This is a genomic window from Streptomyces sp. NPDC057950 (assembly GCF_042887295.1).
Classification (GTDB): Bacteria; Actinomycetota; Actinomycetes; order Streptomycetales; family Streptomycetaceae; genus Streptomyces; species Streptomyces kaempferi.
In genome coordinates, this window is sequence record NZ_JBHVPP010000027.1 from 64,675 (window position 1) to 89,111 (window position 24,437).

Consider the following 24,437-nt stretch of genomic DNA (forward strand, 5'->3'; position numbering starts at 1 on the left):
GAGGAGGCCGACGCCGAGAGCGCCGCGGTCGAGCGCGAGTGAAATCACCGCCCTCGTCCGCGAGGTCGCCGACGCCCGTACGGCGGCTCCCGCGCACCCCCGACCGTTGTGGACCGAACGGACCACAACGGCGTACCGTAGGCGCATGGGACGAAAGCGAGGCTTCGACGAGGCCGCTGTGCTCGATGTCGTACGCGACCGGTTCTGGGTGACCGGGTTCGCCGGCACCTCCACCTATGACCTCATGGACGCGACCGGCCTCGGCAAGGGCAGCATCTACAAGGCGTTCGGCAACAAGCACGACCTGTACGTACGTGTCTTCTCGGACTACTGCCAGGACCTCGTCGCCCAGGCCCGCGAGCAACTGCGGGGCGGCCCGCAAGCGGTGCTCCCGTCGCCGATGGCACGACTCGAGCGTTACCTCGTCACCCTCGCCGACACCTTCGCCGGTGAGTCGCCCCACCGCGGGTGCTTCCTCACCAAGGTCACCGCGGACCGCGCGGGCGAGGACGAGAAGGTGGCGCAGACGGCCCGCCGCGCGTTCGACGATCTCGCCGGCACCTTCGCGGCCACGATCCGCGACGCCCAGGACGCGGGCGAAGTGGCCGAGCACGTCGACTCCTCAGCTCTCGGTTATCTGCTGCTCAGCGTCATCAGGGGCATCGACTCCATCGCCAAGGCCGATGTCGACGGGGCGATGCTGGAGCGGACGGCGCGATCCGCCGTGGCCCTGATCCCCAGGACGGACCCACCTCGCACGGAGGGCTGAGGCCCCGGCGGGTCAAGGGAAGGGCCGAGCGGACCGGTGCCGCCGTACGGGCGGGCGCCGGGCGAGGTGGTGGTGCGGTCCGGGCACGCCTGCCCGGTGGAGTCGCCCGCAGCGCGACGAGGGCCGCGACCGCGAGGTCGGGGCCCTCCGCTCATCAGACGCCGAAGACCTGGAACTCCGAGACCTGCCCGGCCGGCCAGCCGCTGTTGGCGGTGAAGGTGAGCCGCACGTAGCGGGTGGTGACGGTGGAAGGCAGCGTGAGGGTCGCGGTGTTCCCGGTCGCCGGGTCGAAGGTGTGACCCGCCGATGCGAGAAGCGTGGCGAAGCTGCCGTCGGTGCTGCCCTGGACGGAGATGGTCTGGGTGCGGGTGCCCCAGGCGGCCGCCGGGGGAAGCCGCAGGACGATCCGCCTGACGCCGGTGGAGGTGCCCAGATCGACCTGGAGCCACTGCGGGAAAGCGTTGTTGGTGGACTCCCAGTAGGTGTTGGCGTCGCCGTCGGTCGCGTTGTCGGAGGCGTACGTCTGGGTGTGACCGCTCTCCGTGGTGGGGCGGTGGAGAGCGAGGTCGACATTGCCGGACGGGGCGTCGGTGGTGACGGTGACCTGGTTGGAGGGCCCCGACACGTTCCCCGCCGCGTCGAGGGCGACGACGTCGAAGGTGTACACGGTGGCCGCGCCGAGTCCGGTCACCGTGAACGCGGTGGCGCCGGTGGTGCCCACCTGGGTGCTGGTCGAACCGGACACCTGAAGGACCCGGTAGCCGGTGACACCGACGTTGTCGGCCGAGGCGTTCCAGGCCAGCGAGACGGAGTCGCTCGTGTGTCCGCTGACGGTCAGCGCACCCGGCGCGGCGGGCGGTGCGGTGTCGCCGCCGGTGGGGACGATCGGCCGGGTGGGTCGGGTGGCGGTCAGCGCCAGCAGGCCCTTGAGCATGCGGCCGCCGTCGCCGGTCAGGCGCAGGTAGTAGTCGGCGGAGCAGGCGGTGCCGTCCTCGTCGAGGGCGAGGAACCCGGAGTTGGTGGGCACCCATGCCTGGGTCTCGGCGGTCTTGGCGATCTGGTTGCCCTCGTTGTACTCGTCGAACATCGAGATGTAGATGCCCTGTGCCCCGGCCCGGACCACGTTGTAGAACTGCCGCCACATGAAGTCGCCGTGCGCGCGCTGGCGTCCGGACAGATCGCCGGGCAGCACACAGGGCTGGTAGTCGATGCCGTTGGCGTTGCAGTCCGCTTGGTCGCCGACGGTGTAGGTGGTGTAGGCGTTGTCGGCCTCGGCGACGTTGCCGATGGCGCCGACCATCCACGGCGAGATCATGTGGAAGGCGTGGTAGACGCCGAGATAGCCGGCCCGTGAGCCCCCGGTGCCCGTCCGCCATTCGCGCGGGACACCGCCGATGACGTAACAGCCCTGGCCTTTGAACCAGTTGATGACGTCGAGGCAGGCGTCGGCCGTGAAGGGATGGTTGTCGTCGTCGAAGCCGAAGCCCCAGATGCAGACGACCGGCCTGCCGTTCTGCCTCGCGTACGCCGGGGACGCGCTGTGCGCGGACATCTTGTCCGTCCAGTCCGTCTTGATCTCGGACTGCATGTTCGTCCAGTTGGTGACGTCGTACATGACGTAGAACTTGCGGCCGTACGACTCGGCGGCGCTGCGCACCTTGGTGGCCATGGCGTCGCGGGTGGGGCCCTCGCCGCCGGTGGGGTTGAAGCGCTGCAGTGCCGCGGTGTCGATGCCGTTCTGCTGCATCCACAGGAAGTGCGTGTTCACCGTCTGCTGGTCGTACGAGGAGAACAGCGTGGCGGGCCGGCCGTTGCCGAGGGCGGCGTACGACGTCTGATAGGTCCTCGTGTAGTCGCGCGGGTCGGGCCAGCACTTGATACCGGTGTTGGACGGCGACGGCGGCTGCCCCCAGTTCCGGGTCCAGTGCCACCAGCCGTTGATGGGGGCGCCGTCGCCGACGCACGCGAACCAGCCCTGGTAGCCGACGCTGACCTTGCCGACCACATCGCCCGGCGAGCCCGCCGCCGACGCGGGCGCGGCGAGCACGGTCCCGGCGACTCCCGTCGTTCCCACCGCGGTGGCCGCGATCGCGGCCTGCAGGAAGACCCTGCGTGTGACACCCATCTGGACTCCTCCGGTCGGCTGTCGACGTCCGTCGACCACGGGCGTGCGGACTTGGGTGACCGGCGCCGACCGTGCCCCTGTGGGGGGCCGGGCCCGTCGGATCGGGTGGGTGCCGCCGGGCACGAGCGCGCCCGGCGGCACCCACGGGTCGGATCAGGTGTTCCAGACCTGGAACTCGGAGATCTGGCCGGCCGGCCAGCCGGTGTTCGCGGTGAGGTTCACCCGGAAGTAGCGCTGGGTGGCCGCCGCGAACGTGAGGGTGACCGTGTTGTTGGTGGCGGGGTCGAAGGTGTAGGTGGCCGACGACTTGACGGTGGTGAAGGCGGAGCCGTCGGTGCTGCCCGACAGGGACAACGTCTGGTTACGGGCGCCCCAGCCGGCCGGGAGCTGGAGGACGACTCGGCTCGCGCTCCGCGCGGAACCGAGGTCCACCTGCACCCACTGCGGGAAGGCGTTGTTGGCGCTCTCCCAGTAGCTGCCCTGGTTGCCGTCCGTCACGTTGGACGACGCGTACACGTCGGCGTGGCCGGACTCGGTGGTGGGCTTCCCGGCCGCCAGGTTCTGGTTCGCCGCGCCGGCCCCGACGCCGGTCAGCGCGACCGTGGTCGTGCCGTTCGACGCGTTGCCGGCGATGCTGAGGTCGCCGGTGCGGGTGCCGGACGCGGTGGGCCTGAACGTGACGTCCACCGTGCAGGAGGCGCCCGCCGCGATCGACGTCCCGCAGGTGTTCGTCTGCGAGAAGTCGCCCGTGACGGTGACGCCGGAGAGGGACGCGGCCGCGGTACCGGTGTTGGTCACCGTGACGGTCCGCGCGCCGCTGGCGGTGTTGAGCGCCTGACTGGGGAACGACAGCGACGCCGGGTCGGCCGACAGGGTCGCCGGCGAGGAGCCGCCGCCGCTCGGGAACACCTGGAAGGCCGACAACTGGGCGGCGTTCCAGCCCGAGTTGGCGCTGATGTTCACCCGCACGTATCTCGCGGTGGCGGCGTTGAACGTGATCGTGGCCGTGTTGTCGTTGGCGTTCGGGTCGAAGGTGTACCCGGCCGACGCCTTGATCGTCGAGAAGCTGGACCCGTCCGTGGACCCCTGCACCGACAGGGTCTGTGTGCGGGCCGACCACGCCGTCGCCGGCGGCAGCTTGAGCACGACCTTGCCGACGCTGAAGTTCCGGCCGAGGTCGACCTGGGCCCATTGCGGGAACGAGCCGTTCGCGCTCTCCCAGTACGTCGACGCGTCCGGGTCGGTGAGGTTCGAGGGAACGTACGGGCTGCTGCTCGAACTGGCCGTCGCGGGCCGTCCGGCGGCGATGTCGGTGCCGCTGTCGATACCGCTGCCGGACAGGGACACGGTGGTCGGGCTGTTGTTGGCGTTGCTGGTGACGGTCAGGTTGCCGGCGCGCGATCCGCCCGCGGTGGGCTTGAACCCGACGCTCACCGTGCAGGACGCGCCGACCGCGAGGGTCGAGCAGTTGTTGGTCTGGCTGAAGTCACCGGTCGCCGCGACACCGGAGACGTTCGCCGACGCGGTGCCCGAGTTGGTCACCGTCACCGTCTGCGCGGCTGCCGACGAGCCGACCACCGTACCGTCGAAGGACAGGCTCGCCGGGTCGGTGCTCAGCACCGGGCCCGGCGCGGTGCCCGTACCGGAGAGGCTGACCGTGTTGGTGGTCCCGCCCGCGTTGACGGTCAGAGAGCCGCTACGGCTGCCGGTCGCCGTCGGCGCGAACCTCACACTGACGGTGCACGAGCCGTTCGCCGCGATCGACGAGCCGCACGTGTTGGTCTGGGAGTAGTCGCCGCCGGCCGAGATCGACGAGACCGACGCGGCTGTGCCGGTCGGGTTGGAGACCGTCACGGTCTGCGCGGCGCTTGTCGAACCGGTCGCGACCGAACCGAAGTTCAGCGCGCCGGGGGTGGCCGTCACGCCTTCGGCCGGGTACGGCGGGTAGACCGGAGCCGGCCAGCCACCGCAGTACGGCGTGCCGCTGATGCCGGAGTTGCCGCCACCGTCGGTGATGACGAAGTTGCCGCCCGAGCAGTTGTACACCGGGGAGGAGTTGCCGACACCGGTGGCCGTGACGTTGGTGAACTTCGCCGCGCCGCCGGTCTGCTCCTGCAGGGCGAAGGTTCCGGTCCCGGCGATGGTCACGTTGTTGAGGTTGACCCCGCTGATGGTGCCCTCGACCCATTGGACGGCTTCGTAAGGGCTCTGCTGGATCAGCGCGTTGGTCACGTTGATCGGGCCGGTGATCGCGCCCTGGCTGCCGTCGAACCACAGTGCGCCCACGCCGAACTGCCAGTTCGGGTCGAGGCTGCCGGCCCGGATCATGGTGTTCCCGGAGATCGTGGTGGTGCCGACCGGCGTCGAGGTGAAGCGCTGCCCCACGTGGATGCCGCCGCCCTGGGCGAGGCCGGTGTCCACCACCCGGTTGCCGCTGACGGTGTTGTCGTGGCCACCGTAGATCGCGATGGCGTTGGCGAGGATCTGCAGGGACACGGTGTTGTCGGAGATCGTGTCGTTGGCGTCGGCTCCGATACCCGAGTCGGCCCAGGTGGCGATGCCGTCGTCACCCGTATTGCGGATGTCGCTGTTGGTCACCTTGGAGTTGGTGACGGCGCCGTGGAAGTTGATGCCGTCGGCGGTGGTGTCACGGATGCGCATGCCGCTGAACGTCAGCCCGTCCATCGGCCCGTCCATCCAGGCGCCGACCTTCATGTGGTCGATCCACACGCTGGAGACGGTCGAGTCGCTCATCGCGCCGCCGATGCCGTTGACCTGGGCGCTGTCGTCGCGTTCCTGCACATTGCCGAAGATCGCGAAGTTCTGCAGACGCACGCCGGTGCTCGCCGAGGGCGCGGATCTGCCGTAGAAGCCGGGTGCCGTGCCGGTGACGGTCGAGTACCACATGCCGGCGCCGGCGATCGTGACGTTGTTGACGCTGATGTGGCCGGGGATGTTGTAGGTGCCCGGCGGGATCCACACCGTGCCGCCGGGTCCGGCGGCGCTGATCGCGGCGTTGAACGCGCTGGTCGCGTCGTTCACACCGGTCGCGTCGGCGCCCTTGGCGGTCACCGACACCGACCCAGACGGTGCGGCCGACGCGGCGCCGACCTGCTCGAAGTCGGCGAAGTCGATCGTGTACGAGGAGGCCGTGTCCCCCGAATCGACCTGCAGCTTGAAGGTCGTTCCCGCCGGATAGGTGGTGGAGAACAGGCGGTGGGCCTCGTCGTAGAAGTGGTGGGGGTTGCTGCCGGGCGAGTTGGTGAAGGGGTAGCTGCCGTAGTACCAGCTGTAGGCGTTGGTCAGGGTGAAGTCGGGCTGCTTGACGCCGTTGACGTACAGCGACAGCGAGGCGGTGTAGACCGAGCCGTTCGAGGTGTCGGGGATGCTGTAGCGGAAGTTGATCGAGTTGGTCGCCACCGGCGTGGTGAACGTGACGTACTTGCCGGTTCCCTGCAGCGTCGTCGCCTTGCGGTACGACGCCTCGTCGGCCAGCTGCCCCTGGGTGTAACTCGGGCCGATGGACGTGCCGTTGGTGGCGGAGTTCTCCGCCTGCACCTCGACGTACGGCAGGCTCGCGCCGCTGCCGCCAGTGGCGGCGGTCGCCGCCAGAGCGGGTTGGACGGCCAGAGCCAGGACGCCGATGGCGGCCACCATCGCGGTGGTGACCGCCCAGACGAGGGCTCGTCTCAGATCTCGGATGGAATGGAACATTGGACCACTCCTTTCATCACGAAATGCCGGAACTGTTCCACTGGCGCCGCCGGACAGGGAGGGACGGGAAACAAGTCGGAACGCAAACAATCGGCGCATACCGGCACGGAGCCGGACACCTCACCGGACCCATGGGCCGCGATCGGCGAAGCGACTCGAGGGAAGGACGGGGGCGGGGAGATGAGGGGGGACGGTGACGACGCAAGGGGGACCGTAATATCCATGACATGAACGCGCAATAACTGAACAGGACTTTGCAATATGAAAAATGTAGCCCGCAAGATCTAATGCGACCTCGGGCCGCGGTCGGCAGCCGGCCGTCCCGGGGACCGCGGCGACGGAACGGTCGCGCTCCACGGGCCGGTGCGCGGCGTCTCGCGCGCGGACGCCATCGGTGCCCTCCCCCGGCCGGCGATCACCGGCATGACGGGCGGTCGCAGCGCTCCGCCCTCGGGTGACCCGGGCACGTCGACGGTGCCGCCGGACGGAGTGTCCGGCGGCACCGTCGGAGAGGGGGTCAGGAGTTCCAGATCTGGAACTCGGACACCTGGCCCGCGGGCCAGCCGCTGTTGGCGGTGACGGTGCCGCGGAAGTAGCGCTGGGTGGCGGCGGGGAAGGTGAGCGTGACGGTGTCGCCGGTGCTCGGGTCGAAGGTGTACGCGGCCGATGGCTTCAGGGTGGTGCCGTCGGTGCTGCCGCCGAGGCTCATGACCTGGGTACGGGCGCCCCAGGTGGCGGGCAGCCGCAAGACCACGCGGGAGGCGCTCCGGGCCGAGCCCAGGTCGACCTGGACCCACTGCGGAAACGCGTTGTTGGCGCTCTCCCAGTAGGTGGACCGGCTGGCGTCGGTGATGTTGGCGGAGGCGTAGACGTCCGTGTGGCTCGACTCGCCGGTCGGCTTCCCCGCGGCGAGATCGGTCTGGGCGGTGCCGGTGCCCGACAGGGCCACCGTGGTCGGGCTGTCGGACTGGCCGCCGGTCAGGGTGAGGGTCCCGGTGCGCGTGCCGGAGGCGGTGGGTCCGAAGGTGACGGAGACCGTGCAGTGCGCTCCGGCGGCCAGGGAGGTGCCGCAGGTGTTGGTCTGCGCGAAGTCATCGCCGGCGGTGACCCCGGCGATCGATCGTGGCCGTGGCGGTGCCGGAGTTGGTGACCGTGACGGTCTGCGCGGCGCTGGTCGTGTCCAGCGCCTGGCCGGCGAAGGTCAGTGATCCGGGGGACGCGGTCAGGGTGCCCGACGGCGAGCCGCTCCCCGCGGTGAAGCCGAGGTGGTTGATGTTCCAGCCGCCGGTGTCCTGATGGAGGGTCAGGATCTGTCGGCCCGCCGGCAGGACCACCTGCGTGGCCACGGTGGCCCAGGTCTGCCAGTCGCCGGTGGCGGGCAGGTCGACGGCTCCGGTGAGGTCGGTCCCGGCGGCGTCCGACAGGTGCAGCGCGCCGGCCACCGCGGACGGGGCCGCTACCCGGAGGCCGAGGGTGTAGCTGCCGGCCGTGGCGACGTCCACGGTGTAGCGGAACCACTGTCCGCCGCTGGTCCAGCCCAGGTTGTAACCGCCCCCGGTGTCCGAGGTGTTGTCCAGGTCCACGCCGTCGGCGCGGTAGGCGTTGGCGTTGCCGTTGACGGAGGTGACGTCGTAGGCCACCCCCTGGCCGCCGGTGTCGTAGTTCTCCGCCTGCACCGTGCCGGGCACGGCGGCCGGGGTGCCGCCGTAGGGGCCCTCGGGAGCGGCCGGTGGCCAGTGGTTGTCGCTCAGCGTCGCGACGAAGCCGCTGGAGTTGTTGACGAAGGCCGACGTGCCGGAGCGGAGCCCGGTGACCGTGTTGCCGGTCATGGTCGCGGAACCGGTGGGCGCGGGGTAGAACGGCGGGGAGATCGCGATGCCGTTGCGGCCGGGACCGCTGACCGTGTTGTCCTGCAGCAGGGTGTGGGTCGAGGTGGAGAAGCCGATCCCGTCGTAGAGGGAGTCGGTGACGGTGTTACCGGTCACCGTGACCTTGTCGACGATCCCGGCGTTCTGTCCGTCGCCGCCGTTGCCGATGTGCAGGGCGGGCTGGCCCTGGCTGTAGGCGTTGCCGCCGGAGCGGACCACGGTGTTGCCCGTCACGGTCGCGGACAGCAGGTCACTGCCGTTGACACCGAAGCGCCCGGCTCCCAGGCCGATGTAACGGGCCGTGTCGCTGATGTAGTTGTCCTTGATCCGGTGGCCGCTGCCCCCGTAGATCCCGACGCCCTTGCCGCCCCACGGTGCGATCGAGGTGTTGTCGCTGACCGTGACATTGCTCATCGGCTGGTAGAAGGTCTTGGAACCGTCGCTGTCGGTGTTGTAGTCGACCGAGTTGATGGCGATCGCGTCGTCCCCGGTGCCGCGGACGAAGTTGCCGGTGACCGTCAGGTCGTTCCCCGTGTCCGCGCCCAGCGACACGTTGTTGACGTTGATCCCGTCCGCCCAGATCGATGTCAGCCGGCTGTTCTGCACCCTCCCGCCGGTGCCGGAGGCCCAGAAGCCCGACATGGTGTGCTGGGTCCAGATGCCGTCGGCCAGCCAGTCGGTGCCGGTGGTGTCCATCGCGCCGCCGTCCCCGCCGATGGTGCTCCGGCTGACGGCGTTGGCGTCGATGTGGAAGTTCCGCACGGTGCAGGAGGTCAGGTTGAACAGTGCCGGGAGCGGTGTGCTGTTGGGGATCGGGACGTCACGGTAGATCGTGCTGTACCACATGCCCGCACCCGCGATGGTGATCCCTTGGGCGTTCAGTCCCCCCGTGCCCTTCACGTAGAAGGTGCCCTGCGGGATCCACAGGGTCCTGCCCTGCGAGCGGGCCTGGTCGACGCAGTTCTGGATGGCGGACCGGCTGTCCACCGACCGGGCGTCGGCCGCGCCGTTGGTCGGGCTGTCGTCCGCCACCGCACCGCAGCTCGTGATCGAGACCGAGTTCGCCGGCTGCGTCAGCGGCGCCGGCGGGTTCTCCACGTCGAGGGAATCCACGTCGTAGAAGGACGCGCTGTTGTCGGAGTCCTTGCGCAGCGAGAACGTGGCGCCCGCCGGGATCGGGGACCCGGCGACGAAGGCGTGCGACTCGTCCCAGGAGACCCTCGGATCGCCGTCCGCCGGGTTCTGGTCGTCGCTCGTGTTGTAGTTGCCGTTCCCCTCGTACACCCAGCTCTGCCGCGAGTTGAGGTTCAGCTCCTGCCGGAACACGCCGTCGACGTACAGGGCGAGTGTCCCGGTGACTCCTCCGCCGGATGCCGAATCCGGGATGCCGGCACGGACGTTGACGAAGGAGATCGGCCGCCCGGTGGTGTTCGTCCACTGCACCGACTGGCCCGTGCCGCCCAGGTGGACGTAGGAATGGCCCGAAGCCTCCAAGGCGGCGCTCGAGTACTGCGTCGTCGGCGACGAGGTGAGCGACCGGACGGCCGCGCCCCCGCCCGGCGTTCCCTCCTCGGCCTCGTAGACCGAGAACGGTGTCGTCGCACCGACCGCCGCGCTCGTCCGTGCCTGCGCCTGTCGGGGGGCTTCGGCGGCCGGGCCGGCCGGGAGCGCCTTGGACGGCGGCGCCTCCTGTGCGGCGGTGGCCGGTAAGACGGACACGCACATCGCGCCGACCGCGGCGACGGCGGCCACCGCCAGTCGCCGCCCGGTGCGGCGGATGCCGCGCCCGGGTCCGGGGATCGTCAGCATGTGATGCTCCTTCACGGAGTCGGGAAACCGGCGCCCCGACCGTACAGAGCCCTCATTCAGCCCGCTAGTTTCCGACGAGACAAAGAATTAATCACGCAAATAATTGCAAGTTTCTTGCTCAGCTCCGCAAAAAGTGGGTCACGCGGTGGCCGGATCTCGGGGTCCTCCGACTGCAGCGCCTTGCCGACCCGGCTGGATCGGCAGTGCCCGGATGCGGGGCTGGTGGGGACTGTCGCGCCCGGTCACGCCCAGGCGAGACCACGATCTACGGCTGGAGTACCGCGAGCGGCCGACCGATGCGGCACCGGTGACGGCTGGGACAGCCGCACATCCGCGCCTTCGTCCGCCGATTCACCGTCCGCTGGAGACCGCGTAGTACTGAAGGTCCTGCACCGTGGCCGTGCGCCGCGCCGGATAGCGGGTCGTGACGGCCGCGGCGGTGTCCCCCGCGCGGCGGATCACGACCTCGGTCCTGCCCGGACTCAGCGGCATGTCCTGGGCGTACACGCCGACGGGAGCGCGGTAGGCGTGGGGCACCGTGCCCACGCGCGCGGACACCGCGGCGGGCGCCGTCAGGTAGGTGAGCAGTTCCACCTGGTCACGCGGCTGCGCGGTGCCCGGACGCGGGCGCATCAGGCGGGGCTGAAGCGAGGCACCGCCGCCATCGGTGAACTGGACACGGGAGGTGACGTACACGGTGTCGCGGACGATCCGCGGCCAGGCCCCCGTCTTGAAACGGGTGAGGTAGTACGAGCTGATGTCCAGATACGTGCGGCCGTTGTGCAGCGAGGGGGCGAACTGGCTGCCCTCCGAGTAGTCGTTCCAGGTGGTGAGCTGCACCCAGTCCGCACCGTCGGAGATCGCGTGGTTCCAGGTCGACCGCAGGGTGGCGGTGTTGCCGGCCTCGTCGTAGATGCCCTGATTGGGCCGGGCGTCCTGCACGGACACGGCCTGCATCCACTTCTTCCCCAGCGCGTGCGCGAGCTGGATGTCGCCGGGAACGTTGTCCTGACGGGTGTAGCTGCGATTGCCCCAGGACGAGAAGGCGTAGCTGAGCGGAGCGAACCTCTCCGCGTTGGCGCGGAAATCCAGGAAAACCGGGACCAGCGCGGTGCCGATGCCGTGGTCGAGCAGTCGCGCGGTGAACCGGCCCCACCAGGCGGGGTCCTGGGCCTCGGCCTTGAACGGGGAGACCACGAGGCGGCCGTCGGCCAGCCGGTATGCGGACGGGGACGCGGCGAGCAGGGCCAACTGGTCCGCGAGAGTGCGCGGGTCGGTGTGCAGGGAGGTCATGTCCGGCATCAGCACGATGCGGAAGCCTGGATCGACGCGCAGCGCCGCGCGCAGCAGCATGTCGACGCGCTGACGATTGGCGCCGGTCAGGGAGAGGATGTCGACGGTGAATCCGTCGATCCCGGAGTCACGGGCGGTCCTCACCTCGGTTTCCAGATTGGCGAGCTGCCAGTCGCCGTCGGACGGTGACACGGGCAGGGGCCGGTCGCGCAGCAGTCCGCCGTAGGCCGCGTGCTTGCCCTGTTCGCCCTGTGGCGTGAGGTAGTTGCGGGCGTAGTAGTCGTGCGCGGCGGGCTGGTTGTCGAGGGAGAGCGGGTACGGCGGGAAGTAGTGCGCGAAGACCTTGTGCGGGCCGTCGCGCAGCACACCGGCGGCCGGCAGGTCGAAGGGGAGCGCCGCGGTGTTCGTCCGCTCGGCGCGGGGCGCGGCGTCCTCCCGGTCGAGGGCCAGTCCGGTGCCGGCGATCAGCCCGATCAGGAGCAGGCCGAAAACGGCACCGAGTGCGCTGCGCCGCCGTCGGCCTGACGGCCTGCCGTGCCGGCGCGCTGGACGAGCGGGCTGTTCCGTCATGGGTGTCCTCCGCGGACGCCGATGGGCCACCGGGGCGAACTGTACGGTATGGGCTCCCCGTTGAGTGGCGAGACGTCATCGGAGGGGCGCCGGGGTGGCCATCGCCGTCCCGTCAGGATGTCGTAGCACCGAGCCGGTCGACGTCGTGCGACCGCAGGTAGGCGTCGATGGTGTCCTTGCGCATGGACCGCCACAGGTCGGCTCCGGCACCGGCGTCCAGGAGGACCACGGACTGGCCGGAGATCATGTCGGTCCCCTTGGCGGGTGCGTTCATGAACACCATGTTCCCGGGGCGCACGTTCCTGTTGTCCCACAGCAGGTCGCGCAGGTCGCCGTCGCCGAGCCGGTCGTCGACGCTCACGGCGGCGGTGAGGTCGTCCAGCACCTTGCCGGCCTTGACGGGGTTGGTGAAGGTCGAAGGGCGCATGACCTTCGCCAGCACCGTGCGCAGGAAGTACTGCTGACGGTGCGTCCGGTCGAAGTCGCCGCGGGCCAGGTGGTGGCGCTCACGTACGTAGGTCAGGGCCTGGGTGCCGTTCATGTGGCGGCTGGCGCCGTCGACGACGAGGTCCACTCCGCCCAGCGAGTCGGTGAGGTTCTTGAAGCCGTCCCAGTCGATGACGGCGAGATGGTCGACGCGCACCTTGGTCAGCCGCTGCACGGTGTCGATGAGGAGGGGAGGTCCGCCCCAGGAGAAGGCCGCGTTGAGCTTGGCCTTTCCGTGTCCGGGGATGTCCACCCACGCGTCGCGGGGCAGCGAGACGACGTACGCGCCGGAATGGTCGGCCGGGAGGTGGACGAGCATCATCGTGTCACTGCGCTGGGCCCCGTACTTCCACTCGGGGGCCTTGGCGTCGCGACCCGTGGTGGGCAGCTCGGAGCGGCTGTCGACGCCGACGAGCAGGAAGGTCTGACCGCCCTCGGAGGGTGCCGGCTGCGCCGCGGCGGGGACCTGGGTCGGGAAGACTCCGGAGATGCGGTCGACGTTCCCGGTGTAGTGCTCGACGGCCCACCAGACGACTCCGCCCACCATGAGCAGCCCCACGGCGAACAGTACGAGCGCCCCGAGGAGCACTCGACGCGCACGGCTTCTGCGCCGCCGGGGCCGCGCACTCGGCTGTCCGGAGGCGTCGACCGCCTCGTCCGACGGGTCTCCTGCCGGCTCCTGGACGTCCCCGGGTTCGGCCCCCGCCGAGCCGGCTCCGCCCGCCTTCTCCTCGCGGTCCGCGAGTTCGTCCCGGCCCGTCACCTCGGCCTCAGTCGTGCTCTTGTCCCCCACCACGCACCCCCACATCAGCGCGGTACGGCCCCTTCCGTACCGGGCGCACACTGTAGCCAGCACGTTCGACGTTCGTACACCTTCCCGTCAGTCCGGCATCCGCGAGATCAACCAGCCGGGCCGGCCCGGGATTTCATACGGCTCGGCACTTCTCCATGACGTTCAGGTAAACGCTCACATGCGTACACAAGTTTGCCGTACTGTTCACCATCGTGCCGCATGTTCGACGAATAGGTGTTCGCGACGTTCGGTAATTCGTGCTGCTGAATGTGCCTGGGGGGGTACATGTGGGATGTTCAGGCCACTGAGTCCGACAGATCACGCAGGGCGCGCTCGCGGGCGCGCTCCTCGCTTTGGATGGGACGCAAGTCCCGCTGGTATCTACCCGCATCGCTGATCACCGACCTTGTCGGCGCCGGCGTTCCGGTCGCGTTGACGTTCCTCGCCGCACACCAGCGGCGGGCGGTGCCGACCGGCATCGTCGCCGGACTCGCCTGGGCGGGCGTCCAGTTGTTCCGCTCGCGCTACGCGGCGCGGTCCATCGGTGAGAGCAGGGGCACGCTTCCGGTGCTCCACGACTGGTTCATCCTGCTGGGTGTGCTCGCGGTGGGGCACGCGGCGGCCGGTGCGCGGCTGCGCGCGCCGCTGTGTCTGGCGGCGCTGCTGCCCGCCCTGGTGCTGACACTGCTCTGCCACAAGGCGGTGCACCGTCATCTCGCGTCGGTGCGCCGCAGGGCGCAAGCGGTGATCAAGGTCCTGGTGGTGGGCGAGGCCGCCGCCGCGGACGGGGTCACCGCGCATCTCGCCGCGCGCACCGACCATCCGTACGTGGCGGTGGGCGCCGTCCCGGTGGGACCGGGCCCGTTCGCCTCAGGGATCCGGACCGGGGAGCGGCTCGCCGCCGCGCAGCCGGAGGCACCCGGGGAGGACGCCAACCTGGTCATCAGCGCGGTGCACCGTCTCGGCGCCGATCTGGTGCTGGTCGTCCCGGGCGCCGCGACCTCCGGGGAGCGGCTGCGCCGTCTCTCCTGGGGCCTGCACGACGCCGGCATCGAACTCTTCGTGGCGCCCGGTCTGGTGGAGGTGTCCGTCAAGCGTCTGGAGACCGGATCCGCGGGCGGGATGTCACTGCTGCGGGTGGCCCCTCCCGTACGGGAGGGCATGCAGCCACTGCTCAAGGGGATCCTCGACCGCAGCATCGCCCTGCTGGGCCTGCTCGCGCTGGCGCCGGTGCTGCTGGTGGTCGCGACCGCGGTGAAGCTGTCCTCGCAGGGGCCGGTGCTCTACCTCCACGAACGCGTCGGCCGGGCCGGGCACCCCTTCGTGATGTGGAAGTTCCGCACCATGCGGGTCGGCGCCGACCGCCAGAAGGCGGAACTGGCCGCGGACAACGAGAACGACGGACTGATGTTCAAGATGCGTCGTGACCCCCGGGTCACCCGGGTCGGGCACTTGCTGCGCCGCACCTCGCTGGACGAACTGCCCCAGCTGGTCAACGTCCTCAAGGGTGACATGTCCCTGGTAGGTCCACGTCCGCCGCTCGCCGACGAGGTGGCGCACTACACGCCCGTCGAATGGCGCCGGCTGTCCGTACGGCCGGGCATGACCGGTCTGTGGCAGATCAGCGGTCGCTCGGACCTCTCCTGGGACGAAACGATTCAGCTGGATCTCAGCTACGTCGACAACTGGTCGTTCACCAGTGACGTGGATGTCATGGCCCGCACGTTCCGCGCCGTCGTCGACGGCCGCGGGGCCTACTGAGAGCGCCGCCCGTGACCGCACAGTGCCCCGGCGCGCGCCGCGCGCCGGGGCCCGTGAACCAGCCGGGTCCGTCAGCCGTCGGCGCCGTCGCGCCAGTGGGCGTAGGTGGCGGCGATGCCGTCGCGCAACGGGATCGCCGGCTTCCAGCCGAGTGCCGCGATCCGCGAGATGTCGAGCAGCTTGCGCGGGGTGCCGTCGGGCCGGTTCGTGTCCCAGGCGATACGGCCGGTGAAGCCGGTGACCTCGGCGACCGTCGCGGCCAGTTCGCTGATGGTGAGGTCGTCGCCGCAACCGACGTTGACCGGCTCGTCACCGTCGTAGGAGCGCAGCAGTACGGCGCACGCCGCGGCGAGGTCGTCCACGTGCAGGAATTCCCGGCGCGGGGTGCCACTGCCCCACAGGACGATCTCCTCGCGCCCCTCGGCCGCGGCCTCGTGGAAGCGGCGGACGAGCGCGGGCAGGACGTGCGACGTCTCCAGGTCGAAGTTGTCACCGGGCCCGTAGAGATTGGTCGGCATGGCGCTGATGTACGACGCGCCGTACTGCCGCCGGTAGGACTGCACCTGGACGATGCCCGCGATCTTGGCGAGTGCGTACGCCTCGTTCGTGGGCTCCAGCGGACCGGTCAGCAGCGCGTCCTCGCTGATCGGCTGGGGGGCGTACTTGGGATAGATGCAGGACGACCCGAGGAAGAGCAGGCGTCCCACGCCGGCGGCGTGGGACCCGGCTATCACGCTGAGCTGGATCCGGAGGTTCTCCTCCAGGAACTGCACCGGCTGGGTGCTGTTGGCCATGATGCCGCCGACCTTCGCGGCGGCGAGCACCACCGCGTCGGGGCGCAGGGCGGCCAGTTCGGCGGCGGTGCGCGTGGCGTCGCGCAGGTCCAGTTCGGCGCGGGTACGGGTGAGCACCTCGTGTCCTTCGGCGGCGAGCCGGCGGGCCACGGCGGAGCCCACCAGGCCACGGTGGCCGGCGACGTAGACACGGGCGCGTTCGGGCAGGAGCGATGCGGTCATGAGCCGGATCATGCCAGGGACCGCGCGATCAGTATGCCCGTATCACCAACTCAGGTGACATTTCCAATAGTTCACGACATACGACCCGTGCTTCGCGGGCGTACGGACCGGATCCGCCCCCGCGGCGGGTCCGGCAGGGAGGGGAACCCCGCATGACCAAGACCGCGCTGATCACCGGCGTGACCGGGCAGGACGGCTCGTACCTGGCGGAGCTTCTGCTGTCGAAGGGATACCGGGTGCACGGACTGGTGCGGCGGTCGTCCAGCTTCAACACCGAGCGGATCGACCACATCTACCAGGGCCCCCAGGAGGCCGAGCGCCGCTTCGTGCTGCACCACGCCGACCTCGCGGACGGGGTGGCGCTGGTGAACCTGCTGCGCGAGATACAGCCGGACGAGGTGTACAACCTGGGTGCCCAGTCCCATGTGCGGGTCTCCTTCGACGCGCCGCTCTACACCGGTGACGTGACCGGACTCAGTACGCTGCGGCTGCTGGAGGCCATCCGGGCGAGCGGGGTCGAGACCCGTATCTACCAGGCCTCGTCCTCGGAGATGTTCGGATCCACACCGCCCCCGCAGACCGAGGACACCCCCTTCCACCCGCGCAGCCCGTACGGCGCCGCGAAGGTCTTCGCGTACTGGACGACGGTCAACTACCGCGAGGCGTATGGCATGTTCGCGGTCAACGGCATCCTGTTCAACCACGAGTCGCCGCGCAGGGGCGAGACCTTCGTGACCCGTAAGATCACCCGCGCCGTCGCCCGGATCAAGGCCGGCCTTCAGGACCGTCTCTACCTGGGCAATCTCGACGCGGTCCGCGACTGGGGGTACGCACCCGAGTACGTCGAGGCCATGTGGCGGATGCTCCAGCACGACGAGCCGACGGACTACGTGGTCGCCACCGGAGTCCCGGCCACCGTGCGGCAGTTCCTGGAGACCGCGTTCGCCCACGCCGACCTCGACTGGAACGAGCACGTGCGCTACGACCCCAAGTACGAGCGCCCCAGCGAGGTCGACGCGCTGATCGGTGACGCGTCCAAGGCGCGCGAGACGCTGGGCTGGCGTCCCACCGTCCTGGTCGAGGAGCTGGCGCGGATCATGGTCGACGCCGATGTGCGGCAGGTGGAGAAGGAACTCGCGGGTGCCGTCGTGCGTATCGACCGCTGACGACGGCCGACCGCGGAAGGGCGGACGCGCAGACGGATGCGACCGCCGTGCGTCACGGGATGACCGTGAACACATCGAAATTTCCCACTAGATGAGTCAAGTGCGTTCCATGGCGTGTCATGTACTCGTATGGTTCGCGAGCAAACAGTTCACGCGGCCCGTGCGGATCAGGGGAAACACGGACGGGCACGCCGAGGCAATGGGTCCGCAACCGGGCCCGGAAGCCGGGGGGTTCATGCACAGATCCAGAGGGCTCAGCGCCGCCCTTGTCCTTTCCACCGCGGCAGGCCTGGGCCTGGTGGCCCTGCCGCAACCGGCGTCGGCGCTGACGGCGCCCGTCGCCTTCACCGCCGACGACCTGCCGACCTGGCAGACCAACGGCATCGTGTGGGCGCTCGCGGAAGCGGGCGGCACGGTCTTCGCGGGCGGCACCTTCTCCCAGGTGCGCCCGCCCGAGGGGGGAAGCGGCACCGCGCAGAACGCGGTGAACTTCGTCGCGTTGAACGCGGCGACCGGCAATCCCACGTCCTGCAACCTGTCCTTCACCATCGGAAGCGGCACCGCGACCGTGCGGGCGCTCGCCGTCTCACCGGACAAGAAGACGCTCTACGCGGGCGGTTACTTCGGCGCGGTCAACGGCACGCAGGTCAGCAGCCTCGCCGCCATCGACATCGCCACCTGCACGCCCAAGGCGAACTTCCACCCCAGCGTCTCCGCCACGGTGCGGGCGCTCGCCGTCACGAACGACACCGTGTACCTGGGCGGGGACTTCACCTCCGTCGGGGGCAGCGCGCACGCGCGGTACGCGGCGGTCGACGCCACCAGCGGCGCGGTCAAGCCGTTCCAGGCCGACGTCGACGAGCCCGGCCGGGCCGTCGCGGTCACCCCCGACGGCAGCAACGTGATCCTCGGCGGCGACTTCTTCACCGTCAACGGCGCGAACTCGCACGCCCTGGCCGTCGTCGACGCCGGTACGGGCGCCAACGTCCGCACCTACCCGGGGTTCATCGAGAACAACTCGGTGGTCAAGGCGCTCGACACCGACGCCACCGGCTTCTACACAGGCAACGAGGGCACCGGCGGCGGCGTCTTCGACGGCCGCATCGCACTCGACCTGTCCACGCTGGACCAGCGGTGGCGCGACACCTGCCTGGGCGCCACCCAGGCCGTCAAGTCGTACCAGAACGTGGTGTACAGCGCCTCACACGCGCACGACTGCTCCAGCGTCGGGGAGTACCCCGACGGGCGCCGTCACCACCTGCTCGCGGAACCGACCAGCGGCACCAACAAGCTGGGCTGGTTCCCGGACACCAACGACGGTCTGGGCGAAGGCATCGGCCCGCGCGCCATGGCGATATCCGAGGCCCCCGACAACAAGTACATGTGGGTCGGCGGCGAGTTCACCACCGTCAACGGATCGGCGGCCCAGGGCCTGACGCACTTCGCGTCGTCCCCGGACGTCGGCGCGCCGACCGTGCCCTCGGTCGGCGCCGAGTCCGTCAAACCGACCGAGGCCCGGGTCCGCTGGCGCGCCAGCCTCGACACGGACGACACCAGGCTGACGTACAAGGTCTACCGCAACGGCGGTTCGACGCCCGTCTACACGGTCGACGGCGACTCCGTGGAGTGGTCGCGTCCGCAGCTGTCGTTCACCGACACCAACGTCACGGCCGGTTCCACGTACAGCTACCGGGTGACCGCGACCGACGGTGCCGGCAACGCCTCCGCGCTGTCCTCCACCGTCACGGTGACGGTTCCCGCGTCCGCCCAGAAGTACCCGGCGAAGGTGCTCGACGACGGCGCCGGTCTCTACTGGCGCTATGACGAGTCCGCCACCCCGTTCGTCGGCGACAGCTCGCCGGGCGACCAGAGCGGCATCCACCTCAACGGGCCCTCGCTGCGCCAGACTCCGGCCGCCGTGACCGGTCCGTCGACCGCCATCGGCTTCAACGGCAGCAACCAGATCGTCTACAGCGACAAGCGCACCACGGTGCCGAGTCAGTACTCGATCGAGACCTGGTTCAAGACGACCACCACCAGTGGCGGAAAGCTCGTCGGGTTCGGCAACAACACCACCCAGGCCAGCGGTAATTACGACAAGCACGTCTACATGCGCAACGACGGCCGTCTGGTCTTCGGCGTGTGGACGGGCACCGCCCGCACCATCACCTCGTCCGCCGGCTACAACGACGGCACCTGGCACCACGTCGTCGCCACCCAGGGCTCCTCGGGGATGGCGCTGTACGTGGACGGCACCCGGATCGGCACGCTCGCCGAGCCGAACAGCCAGAGCTACAGCGGCTACTGGCACGTCGGTGGCGACAACCTCAACGGCTGGCCGAACCAGCCTTCCAGCAACTACTTCGCCGGGCAGATCGACGAGACCGCGATCTACCCGTCGGTGCTGAGCGCGGCCCAGGTGCAGAGCCACTACACCCTGGCCTCGGCTCCGGCCGACAGCGTGCAGACCGTCCGCGCGTCGGAAGACACGTACGTCAACGCCGGTGCCGCCAGCACCAACTACGGCACCTCCACCTCGCTGGCGGTGCGGGGCAGCGCGGCGTACGAGACGTACCTGCGCTTCGACCTGCCGGCGGCGCCGGCCGGGACCGTGCTCAAGAGCGCGCGGCTCGCGGTGAAGACGACCACGCTGAACAGCGCGGGCAGCACGGACGACTTCGCCGTACGGCCGGTCACCGGAAGCTGGACGGGGGCGGGGACCACCTACGCCTCCAAGCCCGCGCTGTCATCGACCGTGGTCGGCACCCTCAGCGGTGCCACCGACCTGTCGACGCTCTACTCGGCGGCACTCGACACCGGGGCACTCTCCCCGGCCCTCGGGGGCAGCTACGGCCTGGCGCTCACCAGCACCGGGGCGGACGCGCTGTGGCTCTGGTCGAGTGAGGCGCCCGCTGCGGAGAACACCCCGCAGCTGGTGCTGACCTTCGGGGCGCCGTAACCCTCACCGCGCCCCGTGTCCGGGGTGCCGGGCCACAGCCCGGCACCCCGGACATCCCGCTCGGGCCCGCACCCTGTGCGGGCCCGCATCCATACCCAGGCCCGCTGGGCCGCAGGAGCCACCATGCACACTCGTACCCTCCGCTCTCTTCGGCGAGGTGCCGCGGCCGGCGCCCTCACCGCGCTCCTCGCGCTCTCCGGCTGCAGCTCGGACGGCGGCTCGGAGGCGAAGCAGAAGTCCCCGCAGCACGTCTCGGACGACCAGGCCGCCGCCGTACCCGACGACCAGGCGAGCCCCGCCGCCGAGGGCTCTGCGACCCCGTCCAAGGGCCCGGTCCTGCCCGACGCGAAGCTCACCCCGGCGACCGGTTCCTTCACCGCCGAACAGAAGCAGTACCTGCACGGGCGCGTGCCGAAGAACATGGACCCGGCCGCCGTGCTCCAGGTCGGCCAGGAGACCTGCCAGCGCGTCGAACGCACCGCCGCCCACGACAAGGACGCCGCGATCGGCGCGCTCATCGCCGGGGACCTCCCGTCCGCCGACGACGCGATCGCCCAGCTCTGCCCGAAGCAGAAGCCCCTGCTGGACACCGCCGCGACCGGTTTCCCCGACGGCACCCGCAAGAAGCCGGAGCCGGGCACGTACCGGTCGCTGACCACCGCCAAGGGCTGCACCTGGCGGGCGCTGGGCGCGGACGACAAGGTGGTGGCGTCGGGCCCCGGCCCGGGCGATCACAAGGACGTGACCGCGAAGATCCCGGCCGGAACCCGTACGTTCGTCTCGTCCGGCTGCTACGCCTGGCTCCCGGTGTAGGCCCGCTCGTACACCTCGAGCAGCGTGCCCAGGACCGCGTCCATCGCGAACGTCTCGGCGGTGAGCTTGCGGGCCGCCGCCGACGCGGACCCGCGTACGGACGGCTCCAGCAGGTCGAGCACCGCCGGGGCGATCCCGTCCCGGCCGGTCACCACGCGCCCGGCCGCGGCCCGGTCCACGTCGCGGGCCAGGCCGTTGGAGTCGGTCACCACGACCGGGGTGCCCACGGCCATCGCCTCCAGGACCGACATCGGGAACGGCTCGTCCACCGACGGCAGGACGTAGACGGACGCCCTGCGCAGTTCCTCGGTCATGCGCGGCCCGTCGAGCGGGCCCGGACAGCTCACCTTCGCCGCGAGCCCCAGTTCACCGATCCGGCGCCGCACGGCGGCGAGTTCGCCCTCGTCCGGACCGGCCACGACGAAGGTCGCCTCCGGGTGCCGGGCCAGGATCGCGGGAGCCGCGTCCACCAGGTCCACGGGGCGCTTGCGGGCCTGAAGCCGGGCCGCGTACAGGATGCGCGGCGGGCCCTCGGGGGCAGGACCCTCGGGCTGCGCGGGTACGCCGTTGACCAGGCGGACGGCACGGTCGAGGCCCGCTCCGCCCACCACGGCTTCCAGGTCGCGGAGTTCGCGCGGGGTGAGGTGCAGTACGGCGGCTGCGCCGCGCAGCACCCGGCGTACCGCGACCGCGTCGAGGAGCCGGGCCGACAGCCGCTCGCTCGGGTCGACCATGCCGTGCGTCTGCAGGACCAGGGGCCGCCCGGCGCGCAGCGCGGCGAGCGCCACCGGCAGCGTCACCAGGTCGCGGGCGAGGTGCACATGCACGACGTCGGCCTGCCGTACGAGGCGGTGGGCGCCGGCGAGGAGGGACGGCGAGGTCAGACCGCTGAAGCCCAACGGCAGCACCCTGCGCGCCTGATGAAGGCGGGCGGGCACGCCCTCGACCTCCTCGGGCAGCGGGCGCCGGAAGCCGTCGGCGAGAGCGGTGAGGCGGACGTCGTGTCCCCGTTCCCGCAGACCCCGGCAGAGGTTGAGGGCGACCCGGACGGGACCGCCGAAGGCGTGGGTGGTGCTGTGCAGGGTGACCGCGTGCAGCACTCTCACGCCGGCTCCTCGACGGGTCGGCGCCGGTTGTCCGCGGTGTGCAGCGTCAGTTCGGGCAGGTCCTTGTGGAGGACCGCGCCAGCGCCGACGACGGCGCAGCGGCCGACCTTCACTCCGGGCAGCACGGTGGCGCGGGCGGCGATCCACGCGCCGTCGTCGACGGTGATCGGCGCGTTGCGGTAACGGAAGTCGGCGGCGCGGTGGTCGTGGCTTCCCGTGCACAGCAGGGCGTCCTGCGACACGCACACATGTGCGCCGAGGGTGACCGGTTCCAGGTTGAGGATCCAGGCCCCCTCGCCGATCCAGGTGTGGTCTCCGACCGTCAGCTTCCACGGCCACAGCACCCGCACCCGGTGACGGACGAGCACCCCCCTACCGATCTCGGCGCCGAAGGCGCGCAACAGGGCGGTCCTGACGCGGGCCGGCGTGAACCACGCCATGAAGACCGTGTTCATCACCGCGAACCAGAGCGCCTGGACGACCACCCCGCGCCCTTTGTCGTATCCGGCCAGTGTGAAGGCCGGGAGATCACGCATCGATCCATCCCCCTGACAGCGTCTCCCCAGACGCTAGTTCGCCACACTCTAGTAGCTGGGCGTTCACCGCAGGCCAAGCCTCAGTAGACTGCGGCGGGGATCTCTTTCGGGGGCGGGGGCGCCATGACGCAGCAGACGGACCGGAGCGCGGCGGCGGAACCCGCGGCGCCGCCGCCGAGTTGGCAGGGGCGCGCCGCGCTGCCCGCCTTCTCGCCGCGCACACTGCTCTCGCGCGCCCTGTCGGTCCCGCTCGTGCTGGGATTCTCGGTCTTCCTGCCCCTCCTGGTCCTGGTCCAGCCGGGCACCGGTCTGCACGACTCCGCGCTGTGGCTGCAGTTGGCCCTGGCGATGTACTCGGGCATCCGGCTGTCCGCGATGATCCTCACCAGCCGCCGCAAGCTGCTCGCCGGTTCCTTCTGGCTGTTCGTCTACATGGCGATGGGGGTCGCGCCGCTCGCCCAGGCCGTGCTCGGGCGCACTCCGACGCCGGTGGTGGGCGCGCGCACCGACCTGACCGAAGCCGTCGCGCTCGTCCTGATCGGCTGTGTCGCCTTCGACATCGGATCGCTGCTCGCACGTCAGCGGCCCGAACGGAAGCGGGACGAGGGGCTGCGCCCGGCGCTGGTGCACCGACGCCGCCTGTACCTGCTGACCGTTGTCGCCTTCGTCGGCTCCGCGCTCCTTGTCGTCAAGCTGGGTGGCCCGGCGGTGTTCTTCACCAGCCGCCAGGAGATCATCAGCAGCGTTCAGGAGGCGGGCCTCTCCCAGGCCGACTCGCAGGCGGGCCAGGCCATCGTGCGCGGCTTCGGCACCGTGCCGGCCCTCATCGCGTGGCTGGTGTACACGCGGTGGCTGGTGACCTCGCGGCGGGCCCGCCGCTCCGCGGTGATCATCACGGTGTGGCTGGCGCTGGCCGCGCTGAACGCGGTGGTCAACAACCCGATCTCCAATCCGCGTTTCTGGTTCCTCACCGTCCTCTTCTCGCTGCTGTTCACCGTCTTCCCGGTGAGTGCCGCGCTGTACAGGATCGCGCTGAGCCTGGGTGTGGTGGTGGCCCTGATCGTCTTCCCGTTCGCGGACCGGTTCCGCTACGACGACGCCAACTACCGTCCGGTGCAGACGACTTCGCCGCTGGAGCCGTTGGCCCTCAAGGACTACGACCAGGTCGGCATGTTCGCCAACACCATCACCTATGTGCGGTCGGGGCGCGGTCACACCTACGGCCGGCAGCTGGCGGGCTCGGTGCTGTTCGCGGTGCCCCGGTCGGTGTGGCCGGGCAAGCCGATGGACACGGGCGTGGTCGTCGGCCAGTGGATGGGAGCGACCAACACCAATCTCTCGTCCCCGGTGTGGGCCGAGCTGTGGATCGACTTCGGCCCGATCGGCATGACGGCCGGGTTCGCGGCCCTGGGGTACGCGGCGGCGCGGGTGGACCGCCGCTATGCGCGCCGTGCGGTGCGCCGGGCCCCACCGGGCAGCCTCATCGCACTGGCCGTGCCCCTGGTCTCCGGGTACTCCTTCATCCTGCTGCGGGGGCCGTTGCTGCAGGCGTCGGGGCGCGTGGCGATCGCGGCGTGCTGCATCGCGCTGATCACCACGTTCCGGCAGGACCGGGCGACCGGACTGCGCTGAACCGGGCTGCTTCGCCTGCCG

General features: G+C 70.5%; 15 protein-coding genes. 6 read left to right on the forward strand and 9 right to left on the reverse strand.

What is annotated here, in order from left to right:
- Positions 1 to 145 precede the first annotated feature (145 nt).
- Entirely contained in the window at positions 146 to 769 is a 624-nt protein-coding gene (locus ACFVTC_RS35885; protein ID WP_390132885.1) for a TetR/AcrR family transcriptional regulator, read from the forward strand.
- Positions 770 to 923: 154 nt separating this feature from the next.
- Here ACFVTC_RS35885 and ACFVTC_RS35890 read toward each other — a convergent pair whose 3' ends face one another.
- The 6 genes from ACFVTC_RS35890 to ACFVTC_RS35915 form a co-directional block, all read right to left on the reverse strand.
- Positions 924 to 2,894, reverse strand: a complete 1,971-nt coding sequence (locus ACFVTC_RS35890) for a discoidin domain-containing protein (RefSeq protein WP_390132887.1) — start codon at positions 2,892 to 2,894, stop codon at positions 924 to 926.
- Between the two features lie 153 nt (positions 2,895 to 3,047).
- Positions 3,048 to 6,608, reverse strand: a complete 3,561-nt coding sequence (locus ACFVTC_RS35895) for a choice-of-anchor D domain-containing protein (protein ID WP_390132889.1) — start codon at positions 6,606 to 6,608, stop codon at positions 3,048 to 3,050.
- 517 nt (positions 6,609 to 7,125) lie between these two features.
- Positions 7,126 to 7,557, reverse strand: a complete 432-nt coding sequence (locus ACFVTC_RS35900; RefSeq protein WP_390132891.1) for a discoidin domain-containing protein — start codon at positions 7,555 to 7,557, stop codon at positions 7,126 to 7,128.
- Positions 7,558 to 7,699: 142 nt separating this feature from the next.
- Positions 7,700 to 10,285: a carbohydrate-binding protein gene (locus ACFVTC_RS35905; protein ID WP_390132893.1), complete on the reverse strand. Its 2,586-nt coding sequence runs from the start codon at positions 10,283 to 10,285 to the stop codon at positions 7,700 to 7,702.
- A 351-nt stretch (positions 10,286 to 10,636) separates the two neighbouring features.
- Positions 10,637 to 12,148 carry a glycoside hydrolase family 71 protein gene (locus ACFVTC_RS35910; RefSeq protein WP_390132895.1) on the reverse strand — a complete coding sequence of 504 codons (1,512 nt, stop codon included), beginning with the start codon at positions 12,146 to 12,148 and terminating at the stop codon, positions 10,637 to 10,639.
- A 112-nt stretch (positions 12,149 to 12,260) separates the two neighbouring features.
- Positions 12,261 to 13,490 (reverse strand): LCP family protein, encoded by a 1,230-nt coding sequence (locus ACFVTC_RS35915; RefSeq protein ID WP_390132897.1) that lies wholly within the window; start codon positions 13,488 to 13,490, stop codon positions 12,261 to 12,263.
- A 294-nt stretch (positions 13,491 to 13,784) separates the two neighbouring features.
- On the opposite strand from ACFVTC_RS35915, the gene ACFVTC_RS35920 reads away from it, so the two are divergent.
- Positions 13,785 to 15,188 carry an exopolysaccharide biosynthesis polyprenyl glycosylphosphotransferase gene (locus ACFVTC_RS35920; RefSeq protein WP_390132900.1) on the forward strand — a complete coding sequence of 468 codons (1,404 nt, stop codon included), beginning with the start codon at positions 13,785 to 13,787 and terminating at the stop codon, positions 15,186 to 15,188.
- A gap of 71 nt (positions 15,189 to 15,259) precedes the next feature.
- Here the strand turns inward: ACFVTC_RS35920 and ACFVTC_RS35925 are convergent, their stop codons facing one another.
- Complete coding sequence (locus tag ACFVTC_RS35925) at positions 15,260 to 16,204, reverse strand: GDP-L-fucose synthase family protein (protein WP_390132902.1); 945 nt, start codon at positions 16,202 to 16,204, stop codon at positions 15,260 to 15,262.
- Positions 16,205 to 16,356: 152 nt separating this feature from the next.
- On the opposite strand from ACFVTC_RS35925, the gene gmd reads away from it, so the two are divergent.
- From gmd to ACFVTC_RS35940, 3 genes are all read left to right on the forward strand, one after another.
- Entirely contained in the window at positions 16,357 to 17,370 is a 1,014-nt protein-coding gene (gene gmd / locus ACFVTC_RS35930) for a GDP-mannose 4,6-dehydratase (protein ID WP_168530781.1), read from the forward strand.
- A 235-nt stretch (positions 17,371 to 17,605) separates the two neighbouring features.
- Complete coding sequence (locus ACFVTC_RS35935) at positions 17,606 to 20,329, forward strand: LamG-like jellyroll fold domain-containing protein (protein ID WP_390132905.1); 2,724 nt, start codon at positions 17,606 to 17,608, stop codon at positions 20,327 to 20,329.
- A 123-nt stretch (positions 20,330 to 20,452) separates the two neighbouring features.
- Complete coding sequence (locus ACFVTC_RS35940; RefSeq protein ID WP_390132907.1) at positions 20,453 to 21,142, forward strand: hypothetical protein; 690 nt, start codon at positions 20,453 to 20,455, stop codon at positions 21,140 to 21,142.
- Here ACFVTC_RS35940 and ACFVTC_RS35945 read toward each other — a convergent pair.
- Together ACFVTC_RS35945 and ACFVTC_RS35950 are read right to left on the reverse strand one after the other, a co-directional pair.
- The gene (locus ACFVTC_RS35945) at positions 21,121 to 22,248 is read right to left on the reverse strand and encodes a glycosyltransferase (RefSeq protein WP_390132909.1); all 1,128 of its coding nucleotides are present in this window, start codon (positions 22,246 to 22,248) and stop codon (positions 21,121 to 21,123) included. The two genes, ACFVTC_RS35940 and ACFVTC_RS35945, sit on opposite strands and share 22 nt — an antisense overlap.
- Positions 22,245 to 22,784, reverse strand: coding sequence for a WcaF family extracellular polysaccharide biosynthesis acetyltransferase (locus ACFVTC_RS35950; protein ID WP_390132911.1), 540 nt, complete (start codon positions 22,782 to 22,784; stop codon positions 22,245 to 22,247). The genes ACFVTC_RS35945 and ACFVTC_RS35950 overlap by 4 nt, the downstream gene beginning before the upstream one ends.
- Positions 22,785 to 22,907: 123 nt before the next feature.
- Here ACFVTC_RS35950 and ACFVTC_RS35955 point away from each other — a divergent pair, with 123 nt between their 5' ends.
- The gene (locus tag ACFVTC_RS35955; protein ID WP_390132913.1) at positions 22,908 to 24,416 is read left to right on the forward strand and encodes a hypothetical protein; all 1,509 of its coding nucleotides are present in this window, start codon (positions 22,908 to 22,910) and stop codon (positions 24,414 to 24,416) included.
- The last annotated feature ends 21 nt before the right edge of the window (positions 24,417 to 24,437 follow it).